The organism is Trichocoleus desertorum AS-A10 (assembly GCF_039962155.1).
Taxonomy (GTDB): Bacteria; Cyanobacteriota; Cyanobacteriia; order FACHB-46; family FACHB-46; genus Trichocoleus.
The window spans coordinates 145,734-158,669 of record NZ_JAMPKN010000001.1; the positions used below are offsets into that span (position 1 = coordinate 145,734).

The following is a 12,936-nucleotide window of genomic DNA, read 5'->3' on the forward strand; positions in this document are numbered from 1 at the left end:
TTTTGTAACCCAACGATGGTTTCAGCTTGGGAATTTGAGCATCGTGGGATAGATTCTTATTGGCGTTCCCCAGCTTGCTATTGTTGCAAATGCGATGACCCAGTCTTCTCCTCCGGGTAACGAACCCACCCCTCCTAGCCGACGCCTGTGGCTGCTCCTGTTGAGCCGTACCAGTGCTGTGGTTGGAGTTGTTTTGCTTGCTGGCATCACTGGCGGTGCTTGGTGGGCTTGGAATTTTGTGCGTAACGACCTCGCCCCACTGATTGAGAAGAACCTCAGTCAAACTTTAAGCCGCCCGGTAGAGCTAGGAGAGGTGGAGCGATTTGATCTCAATAGCATTCGCTTTGGGGCTTCTGCGGTGCCTGCGACACCCACTGATCCCGATCGCCTTGCTGTGGCTGCGGTAGAGGTCGAGTTTAATCCGTTGCAGCTATTGTTTACCCGGACGCTGAAGCCCAGCATTACTTTAGTCAAATCCACCATTTATGTAGAGCAAGCCAAAAGCGGCGAATGGATTTCTACGCGAGTTAAAGCTCAAGAACAGGCGGGGCTGATCAAAACGGACCTAGATGTGATTCGCTTTCGCGATGCGGGCATTGTGCTGATTCCCTATCCCGATCCTCGGAGCAAACGAGTGGCGATCGCGTTTAATCAAGTCAATGGTGCGGCCAACTTTTTTGACCAAAACCAACGAATTGCCTTTGAGGTCAGTGGTAAACCTTTGCGGGGAGGCAATCTGCGGCTGAAGGGCGAATCCCAACTAAAAAGCCAGCAGACAAACTTACAAATTCGAGCCCAAGATCTCCTAGCCTCGGATGTGAGTCGGATTATTGACCTGCCGCTTGATTTCCAGGGGGGGCGCGTGGATGGCACGCTGGCTGTGCGGTCCCACCCGGATGAACCTGTGAAGCTAGAGGGGCGCGCGGAACTAAAAACTGTTACAGCGCAAGTGAGGCAAGTCCCGCAACCCTTCCGGCAGGCCAAAGGCTTTGTGCGCTTCCAAGGGCAGCTAATTGGGCTGGAAAACATCAGCACGTTTTACGGCAAATTGCCGATCCAAGTGGCAGGAGTGCTCAACACCCAGTCCAACTACGATCTGCGGGGACGCTTAGCCCCAGTCAGTGTGGCTAATTTGCTCGACACCCTCAAGGTTGAAGAGTTACCCTTTGCCACCGCAGGAGAAGTCCGGGGAGCCTTTTTACTGCGGGGGCCGATCGCCAAGCCTGTCCTGGCAGGCACCGTCGTCACCACCAAAACCGCTCGGGTCGATAAAGTTGATTTCAGCCGCATCAGCACTAACTTTGCCCTGGTCACAGCAGAGTCGAAAGTTATTTTCGATCAAATTAAGGCGACCCCAGAGGTGGGTGGTACGGTCACGGGTAGCGGTGGCATCAAATTTGGCGAAGCAGGCGGTCTCGTTTTAGATTTTGCGGGACAGAACTTGCCGGGAGACGCGATCGCTCAAACCTACGGCACTGAATTGCCCACCAGCATTGGCTTAGTTAGTGGTAGAGCCCAAATTTATGGGCCTTTGGGTGGCAATTTGCAAACAGTTGTACAGGCGCAGGCCCCCAATGCCGCAGGTGGCATCGTCAGCGCCAGAGCTCGGTTAGCCGAAGGTCGCTGGCAAGCCCTGGTCAAGGCGCAGCAAATTCAGCTCAGCCGGTTTGAGCAAGTCCCAGCCCAGTTTCGCGGTCAACTCAGTGGCGAAATTGCCTTGGCAGGCACCACTGATAATCCACAGACGAATGCGGTTCAAGCGGCAGGCAAAGCTTTCCTGAATGTCGTGGGGGGCACTGTTGCCCTGAGCAACATCAGTTTGAACCAAGGCCGCTGGCAAGCGTTGGCAGATTTATCCCAAATTCAATTGAAACGCCTTTCACCGGACTTACGTGGACAGCTGAGTGGCGCTTTACAGTTGGCAGGTACGACTGAAGCCTTTGACCTGAGTGCAATTCAAGCAGCGGGTCGGGTGCGGCTCTCGGAAGGGTTGGCGATCGTGCAGCAACCCCTGACTGCCTCGGTGCGTTGGACAGGACAAAACTTACTGGTGCAAGAAGCGACCGCTCCTAACTTGAGTGCCAATGGCATCGTCGCCGTGCGTACCGAAGGCAAGAATGCGCCAGAAGTTACCAACCTCAACTTAAATGTACAAGCCCGGGACTACGCCCTCAACGCTCTCCCCTTTGCGGTGCCTAGCACTTTTCAACTGGCAGGCCGAGCCGATTTTACGGGCCGCTTAACGGGCACGCCCACGGCTCCCAATGTCGCAGGCAACTTGCGGCTGAATCAATTTGCCCTGAATGGCGTCCCTTTTGAACCCGTTTTGGCAGGCAACCTCAAGGTAGCCACTGGACAAGGGTTAAATCTGGCGGTGGCAGGCGATCGCGACCGCATCGACCTAGCCCTCGACCCTAGCAATCAACCCAGAGCTTTCTTGATCCAGCGAGATGAGGCGATCGCTCAGGGTAAGGCCCAAGGTGATCAATTGTTGGTGAATGTCCAGAGCTTCCCACTGGCCGCGTTGAATCTGGCTCCCGGTGCTCAGTTCGGCTTAGGGAATGTGGCTGGACTGCTCAGCGGCAACTTCGATGTGAACTTGAAGCAATCCTCTGTGGTAGGTGAAGTCGCGATCGCCAGACCCGCGATCGGCACCATTGCGGGCGATGAGTTCCGGGGCCGCTTCCGTTACGCCAATGGCATCGCTGCTTTGACAGGCGGCGAACTCCGCATCGGCCAGAGCCAGTACCTCTTAGCAGGCAACTTCCTGCAAACCGCAGCAGGGCCGCAATTTAAGGGGCAGGTAGATGTTGCGCAAGGGTCGCTGCAAGATATATTGGCGACGCTGCAATGGTTTGAGCTGCAAGACATCACCCGTGGGTTGGGAGCACCAACCTATGCTAGGGCAGCCGATGTGCAAACCGTGGCCGTGGGCGTACCGGAAACACCCCTACAAACCCAACTCCGTCGTTTCTCCGAAATCGAGACCTTATTGAGTCAGCAAGTGGCTCGCCGTGAGGCCGCTTCTCCCCTGCCTGATTTAGCAGATCTCGAAGGCAACTTCACGGGTGGCATTCGCTTCGCAGGCTCTCCAGAAACTGGAGTATCGCTCAATTTTGATATTCAAGGGCAAGACTGGCAGTGGGACGAGTACACCGCTGACCAAGTCGTGCTAAACGGCAGCTTTGAGAACGGCGTTCTGACTTTGTTACCATTGCGCTTCCAATCCGCAGATACCTTAGTGGCGTTCTCCGGGCAAATCGGTGGCAAAACTCAGTCAGGCCAATTGCAAATCGAGAACTTATCTTTAGAAACGCTCGATCGCTTTGTCGCTTTACCCGTCGATATCAGCGGTAAGTTGAATGCTACAGCCACATTGGCAGGCAGTTTGGTCAATCCGCAAGCGGTGGGAGAACTCAGCTTAGTCGATGGCACGCTGAACGATACGGCAGTGCAAACCGCTAGAGGCAGTTTTAACTACAACAATGCTCGCCTGAACTTTGGCAGTACTGTAATTGTCAATGGCCCAGAACCGTTAACCGTGGCTGGCAGTTTTCCGGCGGCACTTCCTTTCAGTGCGCCCCCCGCCAGCAACGAGATTAGTTTAGATGTAGATGTTAAAAATGAGGGTTTGGCGCTCTTAAATGTGCTCACGCCTCAGGCCGCTTGGGTGGATGGTCAAGGCCAAGTCAACCTTCAAGTCCGAGGGACTTTAGAGCAGCCGATTGCCAATGGCATCGCTACTTTCCAAAATGCCACCTTTGAGGCTCAAGCCCTACCTGAACGCTTGACCAATGTCAATGGCACCATTCGCTTTGATCGCGATCGCATCCTTGTAGAAGGTATCCAAGGCCAATTTAGCCAGGGACAAGTCAACGCTCAAGGCATTTTGCCGATCTTTACCAGCTTCCGCCCAGGCAACCCAGATGCTGCCACTCCCCTCACGGTTAACCTCGACAAAATTTCGCTCAACCTCAAAGGGCTATACCGGGGCGGTGTAGAAGGCCAGGTAATGGTGACTGGCACCGCTCTAGAACCAAGAATCGGCGGTGAAATCAAACTTGCGAATGGCCAAGTTCAACTGCCTGACACTAGTAGCGCTCCTGCAACGGCGACGAATGCCAGCACCAGCGATAGCCAATCCGGTGCTACGGCTACTACGCCTCGATTCAACGATTTGCGACTCACGCTAGGGGATGGCCTGCAAATCGTCCGTCAGCCGATCTTAAACTTCCTTGCTGTCGGCGATATTACCCTCAATGGCACCTTAGAAAACCTGCGGCCTAATGGCACCATTCGCCTCCGTACAGGCCAAGTCAACCTATTCACCACTCGCTTCACCTTAGCGCGGGGTTATCCTCAAACGGCAGTATTTACTCCCGAACGGGGCTTAGACCCAATTTTAGATATCCAGTTAATTACCTCTGTGCCCGAAGTCACCCGCAGCCGCACAGTTTCTACCTTGTCTCCCTCGGAAGTGGAAGATGTGCCAGCTACGAGTTTGGGGGCACTGCAAACAGTGCGCATCGAAGCTACCGCGACAGGACCTGCAAGTCAACTGTTCGACAACTTAGAACTGAAGAGTAGTCCCTCCCGGAGCCGCAATGAAATCGTTGGGCTATTGGGGGGTGGCTTCATCAATACACTCGGACGCGGCGATAGCACTCTGGGGCTAGCTAACTTGGCAGGTTCAGCCTTACTGACCAATATTCAAGGGGCGATCGGTAATGCTTTAGGCCTGAGCGAATTTCGTCTATTCCCCACAATTGTTACTTCCGAAGAATCGCGTTCCTCGACTCTCGGCTTGGCAGCGGAGGCGAGTGTTGACATCACGCAAAACGTTTCTGCCTCTGTGCTGCGGGTGTTAACAGCAGATCAGCCAACTCAGTTTGGTTTGCGCTATCGCCTGAATGAGGAATTTCTGTTGCGCGGTTCGACAGACCTTTCGGGAGACAGCCGAGCTGTGCTGGAGTATGAAACTCGCTTCTAACTTTTCTCACAGTTCAAAGTTTCTTGAGTTTGTTTTTGACTCCAAGCGGTATGCCCACTGGCCACCAAGCAGAGGTACCGGCGCGTCATTTCGGGCAGGGTGACACCACTAAATTCTGCCCCTTCAATCTTGACGCCTAGAACGCTGGCATCGCTCAAATCAGCTTGGCTTAGATCTGCTCGGCTCAGATTGCTCCAATCTAGTTCGGCCCGACCGAGGTAGGCTCGGTTGAGATTCGCTCCACTCAAGTCGGCTCCGATTAAATTAACGCCCCGAAGCTTGGCTTCAGTAAAATTTGCGGTGGACAAATTGGCCTCCTGCAAATCAGCTCCACTCAACTTGGCCTCACTCAAGTTCACCCCACTGAGGTCTACGCCCCTGAGATCAACGCCGTTGAGGAAAGCTCCCGCCAAGTTCACCCCATTGAGGAAAGCCCCTTGCAGCACAGCCCCACTCAATCTCGCTCCTTTGAGATTGGCCCAATTGAGGTTGGCTCCTTTAAGGTGAGCATTCCGTAGATTCACACTTTGTAGGGTGGTGCCGCAGAGATTAGCTCGTTGTAAGTTGGCGTTCCGCAGATTGGCATTGCTCAGATTAGCCGCGCTGAGTTTGGCTTTTGCTAAATCGGCTTTGACGAGGAAAGCTCCGTTCAAATTCGCCTTTGTTAAGTCGGAATCGACTAAACAACTTTCACTCAGTTTGGCAAAGCTTAAATTGGCCCAATTAAGAAAGACACCATTGAGATTTGCTTTGGTTAAAAAGGCGCGACTTAAGTTGGCCCCGGTTAGATTGGCACCTTCTAGGTTGATGTCAATCAAGGTTGCTCCACTTAGGTCAGCTCCTCTGAGGTCAACGCCAGCGAAGTCTCGGCTTCCCATTTCGTAGCATTTGAGCAAGTAACTAACGTCCATGTCTTGATGCCTCTAGTTGCGGCTAGCTTAGGGGTGGGCAACGTCGATCTACAGGGCTGACCCAGATTGAAGCTTGGGCTTGTGTTCTTAACTTGCCCAAGCGCTTTTCGGTTCTTGACGCACGAGCTGTTACGTTGTTTAACGGCTTTGAAAACTTTAGAAACACTATCCTTTTATCTTGCTTTTCCATACTAGGAATAGAGGCAGCATCTCAGGGCTACCCTTAAAATTGATTAACTTAATAATGCGTAATTATTAAAGATGCTTCAGGCTGGAATGACCTGAACCAAAGGGTTTAACGTTATTAGATTTTTTAGGCGAGCATGGGTAGAAAACTTGGACTTTGGCTGCTTTGGGTTGGGGCGATCGCGTATGCCTTTCTGCTAGCTCCCCCTAACCAACCAGATACTCTCACTCTGATCCAAAAGCTATCTACAGGCGATTGGGAGGGGATTAATCCCCTGATTATTGCTTTGTTTAACATCATGGGCGTCTGGCCGATGATCTACAGTGCCTTGTTGTTGATAGATGGCAGAACCCAAAAAATTCCTGCTTGGCCTTTTGTAGCGGGCTCTTTTGGCCTGGGAGCGTTTGCCTTGTTGCCTTACTTAGCACTCCGCCACCCTAACTCGGACTTTAGTGGGCCTAAAACATCTTTGCTGAAGCTGCTCGACTCCCGTTGGACAGGGGCAGTTCTGGCGTTAGGCACGATCGCTTTAGTCGGCTATGGGGCGATCGCAGGTGATTGGAGTGATTTCGTAGCGCAATGGCAAACGAACCGCTTTATCCACGTCATGAGTTTGGATTTTTGCTTGCTGTGTCTGCTCTTTCCGACAGTGTTGGGGGATGACATGGCCCGGCGAGGATTGCAAGATGCTCGCATTTTCTGGGCTGCCTCTCTACCCTTGTTAGGGTCAGCGCTTTACCTTGCTTTTCGACCACCTCTGAGCAGTTCTGCCGCAACCGAGGCTAAAGGTCTGAGCCAACAACCGACGGTAACGGGCCAATCCTAAAGCGTCACCCTAAGCATCCAAAATTCGGTGGTATGCAAGGGTTGATCAAATGGGGCGATCGCTAAATTGAAGTGAGGCTAAATCCGTCAGGCATGATCGCTCCTCGGAGGCAAGCCCCTTCTAGCGTGGCTTGGTTGAGATTTGCGCCTGCTAAATTGGTTCCTTCTAGGGTGGCACAGTTGAGATTCGCACCTACTAGACAAGCTCCTTGGAGGTTGGCATCGCGTAGATTAGTCATACACAAGTTAGCGTTGCTCAGATCAGCTTGGCTCAAGTTAGCTTGGCTTAAAGTAGCCTCACGCAAATCAGCTTTGCTCAGATTAGCTCGGCTCAGGTTGGCTTTGTAGAGGTTAGTGCCAATACAGTTGGCTCCAATCAGCATCGCTTTGTAAAGAGTGGTGCCCATCAAATTCGCCATGCAGAAGTTAGCCATACTCAGATTGGCCATTGTCAGGTTAGCTTCGTGAAGAGTAGCGCCGATAAAGTCAGCCATACAAAGGTTGGCCATGCCCAGATTAGCGCGGCTGAGATTGGCTTCCCGCAGCTTTGCCACACTTAAGTCTGCTTCCCGTAAGTCTGCCTTGTAAAGATTGGCTTCCCGCAAATTGGCTTTACAGAGCGTGGTTGTGTAGAGGGTTGCACCTTCCAAATCTGCTTGACTGAGATTTGCTTCGGTCAAGTTTGCCATACAGAGGTCAGCGTGTCGGAGGTTTACCTCTCGTAAGTCAGCCTTGCTTAAGTTGGCTTCTCTCAGCTTCGCTTGGTATAAGTTGGCTGTGTAAAGGCTAGCTCCCATCAGCTTGGCCCGATGGAGATTCGCTGTCTCAAAGTTGGCTAAGCAAAGGTCGGCTGCTTCTAAGTTGATGCCACTCAAATTCGCCTGACTCAGGTTGGCATTTCTGAGGTTGATCATGCCTATAGAGGCACCCTCTAAACGTGGACTACTTGTAGCTTGGGTCGTCCACCACTGATTCCAGCCAGTTACTCCTCGCTCCAGCAAAGCAAGGTGTTCCGGATTTGCCATATGCACCCTAGTCTCACCAGAAAGTCCTTAGGCCTAGGATTCCCCACAGGTGTAATTAGGCAACTTAGCGGATGCCACTTCGCCAGTAATATTTCCAGACAATATTTACAGACCTAACTAAGGTCTAGCTTTGTGCTTGCGAGGCCAACTGACCCGCTAATTGCGTCAAATATTTATTCAAAGCTGCTTGTTCTGACAAAGTAGGTTTTTGCGAACCTCGACCATTCAAGGTGTAGCGATCGCTAAACATATCCGCACCTTGATTCGAGCTTTGCCACTGAAACTGACCATATTGCTTTAACAACAATTTTTTGAGCTGCACGCGATCGCTCTCCGGCAAGTTACCTCGGCTCACAACCGTTTGCTTGCGGCAGTCTTCCAAAACATAGGCAGCACTGGAGCGCAAAGTTAGACGCTGACAGATACCTGCAATGCCTCCAGAACGCTCCCAAACGATCGCTGCTTGAGTCTGCTGGGGTTGGGTAGGCGTTGACTTGTTAGCGATTGCATTGGAACTAAGGGCAGTTGGCAAAGCCAGGACTAAAAGAGTGACACCGAGAGCCATCGGGCTTTTCATAGCAAGAATTTCCTTGGATAGGGGGCGTTGAACGTGGAGCGTATTGGTAGAAACACTCAACTTCAGCCCTTCTCCGCAGAGCAGTTGACTAAAGAGACTGCTGAAATCACTCTGGCCCTATTTCCCTGGCTAACGAGAAACCCGCTACGGCTGTTTTCAGGAATCCTCATTAGACTCAATAAAGACTGAAACACTTCACAATCTTTTACCTTCGCAGGAGTCAATCTTTTAGATGTGCCGTTTAATGGGCTACTTAGGGCCATCCATTTCGCTTGATCGCCTGCTCGACAAGCCTGAGCACTCACTCATTGTTCAAAGCTACCAACCCCGTGAAATGACAGCGGGCCTACTAAATGCCGATGGGTTTGGCGTTGGTTGGTACCACTCGCAACAAGAGACACCTCCCTTCACTTACAAAAACATCCTGCCTATCTGGAACGACCCCAACCTCTCTAGCCTTAGCCGCTACATCGAATCAGGTTGCGTCTTAGCTAACGTTCGTAGCGCGACTCCAGGGTTAGGCGTTGATGTGAGCAATTGTCAGCCTTTTCAGCAAGATCGCATCTTGTTCATGCATAATGGCTTCATCAAAAACTTCCGGCAGACATTGCGTAAAGCCATTTGCGATCGCCTCGATGATACTTCTCATCAGGTGATTCGAGGTACAACCGACTCCGAGCACATCTTCGCGCTGTTGCTACACTACTGGTACCAAGCTCCAGAAAAACCTCTGGAAGAGGCGCTGCACCAAACTCTGACCACTCTCTCTGAGCTAGCAGAGAGCCAACAGTTAGAGTTTTCGGCCAATATCTTGATTAGCAACGGCAAACGGTTGATTGCTTCTCGCTTTGCCAGTCACAGCCCCAACCCCTCTCTCCACTGGCTCCGGGACGACCCTACACTACCAAATGCCGTGATTGTGGCTTCTGAGCCTTTGTTCGCTGGAGATTGGACCACCTGCCCAGAAAGTAGCATTCTGACCGTAGAAGATGACCTTGACATCCAGATTCGCCCCATCTGACCCACAGCTCCGCGATCTAGAGTTGCGTCGGCAGCAGATTCAGCAAGCGTTGGAAGAATGCCGCACCGGTACTCTGGCCCTGTTTCAAGCAGTTGATTCCACCACGTTTTGCCAACAAATCCATCCCGAATTTAGTCCCATCGGTTGGCACTTAGGCCATATTGCTTTTACCGAGGGGCTATGGATTCTTGAACACTGTGCGGGTCAAGCTCCTCTGCTGGCCCAATACCGCCGCTTGTTTGCCGCCGATGGCTTGCCTAAAGCAGAGCGCTGCAACTTGCCTAACCTGGCTGATACTTACACTTACCTCGATACCGTGAGAACCCAGGTGCTGCAATATCTGAAAGTTGCACCACTTGACTCGCAAGAACGCCTCTGGCACTGGCTATTGCAGCACGAGAGTCAGCATTGCGAAACGATTAGCTTTTTGCTGCAATTGCAGCGGTGGACTGCCGATTTGGAACCTTCAAGCAGGCTAGGCCAACCCCAGCAGCACTCAGATTCGAGCGACTTTGAGGAAATGGTCTGCATTCCCACCGGGGCATTTCAGCAAGGTAATGATTCTCTAGACGCGATCGACAACGAGCGCCCGGTACATTCGGTTGATCTCGATACCTACTGGATCGATCGCTACCCTGTTACCAATGGCCAGTACCGCAAATTTATCGCGGCTGGAGGCTACCAAAACCCCCATTGGTGGTCAGAATCGGGTTGGCAATGGCGACAAGCAAATAGCATTATTCAACCGCTCTATTGGCCAAATGATCCAGCCTGGGCAGATCATCCAGTCTGTGGCGTTAGTTGCTATGAAGCCGAAGCCTATGCTCGCTTTGTGCAGAAGCGCCTACCTACAGAAGCCGAGTGGGAAAAAGCTGCAAGTTGGCATCCGCAGAAACAGCAACGCCAAACCTACCCTTGGGGCGAAGCCTTTCCTAGCGCTGAATCTGGGATTGGACGCTGCAACCACGACCATTTGGAGGGGCTAACAACACCGGTTGATGCTTATCCAAAGGGGCAAAGCTTCTACGGTTGCTACGACATGCTAGGCAACGTTTGGGAGTGGACAGCTTCCTGGTTTGATGGCTACGACGGGTTTGAGTTCTATCCCTATCGTGGCTACTCACAAGTGTATTTTGATGGGCAGCATCGCGTGTTGCGGGGTGGCAGTTGGGTGACACGACCTTGGGGGTTGCGCTGTGCTTTTCGTAACTGGTATGAGCCGGGAACTCGGCAAATTTTGGCTGGCTTTCGCTGTGTGCGGGATGCGGAGCCTCCTGCCGCTTAGCCAGATGCTAAGGATTTCTTGAGTTTTGCTCAGCAACCTTAATGAGAAAATACAAGCGATTAGCCAAAAAATCTCACCTGAGTTCGATTTGGCTAAGATTCGCTGTGTGGTTCTCTATTTAAGAAGCTTCGCAGCGTCAATCTAACGGTTTTACATGGATGCGCTAACTTGCTGCGAGTAGTAACAATCTCGCTTCCATCACACTTACGGAGGTAGGATGTCGATTTTTAAAGCAGTGGGCAGCAATCTTGTGTCTCACCCCCCGGACCAAGGCGTTGCTCAGCCCCTGGAAAAGCGCTTGCAGATTGAACATCTGATTAGCCCTAGTAATCCTTTAGCCACGGAGCTTACAGCGGGTAAGGATGTGGTTGATGGTTTAGCCCAAGCGCCCAAGTCATTGCCCCCGCATTATTTCTACGACGATCGCGGCTCTCAGCTATTTGAGCAAATCTGTGAGTTGCCAGAGTACTACTTAACTCGGACCGAGACAGCCATTCTGCAACAGTATGCAGCCGCGATCGCCCAAATTACAGGTCCTTGTGAGCTAGTCGAGCTTGGCAGTGGTAGTGCTGTCAAAACTCGGATTTTGCTAGATGCTTATGCTTCCCTAGAGCAGCCTCTGCACTACATGCCAATTGATGTCAGTGCTGGCATCCTGGAAAGTAGTGCGCGGGATTTGCTCGTAGACTATCCGACCTTGCAAGTCCATGGCTTAGTTAGCACCTATGAGCTAGCCCTCGCCAAACTAGAGCCAGCGCAACTCCCTACCCGGATGATTTGTTTCCTCGGCAGTTCCCTGGGGAATCTCACTCCTGCTGCATGTGAGGTTTTCTTTGCTCAGGTAAAAGCAGCCCTAAAGCCTGGCGAATATTTCCTGCTGGGGTTTGACTTGCAAAAATCACCCGATATTCTGGAAGCTGCCTACGATGACAGCCGAGGGGTGACAGCAGAATTTAATCTCAATATGCTGCACCATTTGAATTGGCGTTTCCAAGGCGACTTTGATGTGTCTCAGTTCCAGCATGTCGCTTTCTACAATGAGTCGCTGCATCAGATTGAGATTTACTTAAAGAGCTTGCGATCGCAAACGGTTCACCTGCGATCGCTCAACTTGGCGCTTGAGTTTGCTGCGGGCGAAACAATTCATACCGAAATCTCGCGCAAGTTCAATCTGGCATCCATGCAGCAAGACCTCCAAGCTAAAGGCTTAAACCCCATTCAAGCTTGGACGGACGCTAAACAGTGGTTTGGTCTCGTCTTGTGCCAGGTTTAGTCTCGTTTAACCCTTAGTACACCCAAAAAAGTAGGGGCACAATAGTCTGTACCCCTACCCTCGCTGTTATTCAGATATTAAGAACTTGTGATCCATTGCTTACTTAGACTTCGGAGCTGCTTGTTCAGTTAGCTCAGAGCTGAACTCATTAAACATGCGCCGTCTTAGAGGTACAGATTCGGAACGGGGCAAGAGGTTAAATACCTCTCGGAAAGTATCATCCACCGCTTCAAAGGGGACTTTACCCTTGGCATTCAGCGCCACTTTACCCTCTTGGTTGATCACTACCGTTTGAGGCACGATGCCAGCATAGTAGTAACCGGGTTCAGTTGGGCTGTAGCTAGATTTGATTGGAATGGCATCCACGTTGATGGGAATGAAGTCTACAACCTTGCCATAAAAGCCTTGGAGCTGGGAGACAACTGGAGAGAACTGCTTGCAATCCTTGCTGTCATCGACAAAAAACACCAGCAACGCAGGCTTATGACGTTGGATTGAATCTGCCAAGGTGGTTCTAGGCGGGACCAACGCGCCATTGCCCGCATAGAGCGCAAAAATATTGCCATCAAAGCGATCGTCGTCTATGCCTGCGAGTGCAGGAGAAGCTCCGACCGACCAGAAACCAGCGATCGCGACCATTAACACCAGCAGCACAGCGAAAGTCTGTTGTCGCCATGACCGACGCTGCTTGGGTGCTCCTACCTGTGAGGACAGTTCACCAGTAGTCAAATATTTACTAGCACTAGTCATAGACACAATGGGCAACTTCCACCAGGGAGACATTCTAAAACTCAATACTAAGGCTTGACGATTCTACCGTATGTCATTTTCCCATTATTAGG

Annotated in this window: 9 protein-coding genes; 5 read left to right on the forward strand and 4 right to left on the reverse strand. The window is 51.6% G+C overall.

What is annotated here, in order from left to right:
• Positions 1-94: 94 nt before the first annotated feature.
• Positions 95-4,990, forward strand: coding sequence for a translocation/assembly module TamB domain-containing protein (locus NDA01_RS00595; RefSeq protein WP_348226496.1), 4,896 nt, complete (start codon positions 95-97; stop codon positions 4,988-4,990).
• Here NDA01_RS00595 and NDA01_RS00600 read toward each other — a convergent pair.
• Positions 4,987-5,901, reverse strand: coding sequence for a pentapeptide repeat-containing protein (locus tag NDA01_RS00600; RefSeq protein WP_348226497.1), 915 nt, complete (start codon positions 5,899-5,901; stop codon positions 4,987-4,989). The two genes, NDA01_RS00595 and NDA01_RS00600, sit on opposite strands and share 4 nt — an antisense overlap.
• Before the next feature lie 323 nt (positions 5,902-6,224).
• On the opposite strand from NDA01_RS00600, the gene NDA01_RS00605 reads away from it, so the two are divergent.
• A complete protein-coding gene (locus NDA01_RS00605) occupies positions 6,225-6,914 on the forward strand; it encodes a DUF2834 domain-containing protein (RefSeq protein WP_348226498.1) in 690 nt (229 codons plus the stop codon).
• 61 nt (positions 6,915-6,975) lie between these two features.
• Here the strand turns inward: NDA01_RS00605 and NDA01_RS00610 are convergent, their stop codons facing one another.
• Together NDA01_RS00610 and NDA01_RS00615 are read right to left on the reverse strand one after the other, a co-directional pair.
• Positions 6,976-7,938 carry a pentapeptide repeat-containing protein gene (locus NDA01_RS00610; protein WP_348226499.1) on the reverse strand — a complete coding sequence of 321 codons (963 nt, stop codon included), beginning with the start codon at positions 7,936-7,938 and terminating at the stop codon, positions 6,976-6,978.
• A 124-nt stretch (positions 7,939-8,062) separates the two neighbouring features.
• On the reverse strand, positions 8,063-8,515 hold the full coding sequence (locus tag NDA01_RS00615) for a hypothetical protein (protein WP_348226500.1): 453 nt from the start codon (positions 8,513-8,515) through the stop codon (positions 8,063-8,065).
• Between the two features lie 232 nt (positions 8,516-8,747).
• Here NDA01_RS00615 and egtC point away from each other — a divergent pair, with 232 nt between their 5' ends.
• The 3 genes from egtC (at position 8,748) to egtD (ending at position 12,094) form a co-directional block, all read left to right on the forward strand.
• Positions 8,748-9,536 (forward strand): ergothioneine biosynthesis protein EgtC, encoded by a 789-nt coding sequence (egtC, locus tag NDA01_RS00620; protein WP_348226501.1) that lies wholly within the window; start codon positions 8,748-8,750, stop codon positions 9,534-9,536.
• Entirely contained in the window at positions 9,505-10,821 is a 1,317-nt protein-coding gene (gene egtB / locus NDA01_RS00625) for an ergothioneine biosynthesis protein EgtB (protein ID WP_348226502.1), read from the forward strand. The genes egtC and egtB overlap by 32 nt, the downstream gene beginning before the upstream one ends.
• Positions 10,822-11,038: 217 nt before the next feature.
• A complete protein-coding gene (egtD, locus tag NDA01_RS00630) occupies positions 11,039-12,094 on the forward strand; it encodes an L-histidine N(alpha)-methyltransferase (RefSeq protein ID WP_348226503.1) in 1,056 nt (351 codons plus the stop codon).
• Between the two features lie 99 nt (positions 12,095-12,193).
• On the opposite strand, the gene NDA01_RS00635 is transcribed toward egtD, so the two are convergent.
• Complete coding sequence (locus NDA01_RS00635; RefSeq protein WP_348226504.1) at positions 12,194-12,844, reverse strand: thylakoid membrane photosystem I accumulation factor; 651 nt, start codon at positions 12,842-12,844, stop codon at positions 12,194-12,196.
• Between the last annotated feature and the right edge of the window lie 92 nt (positions 12,845-12,936).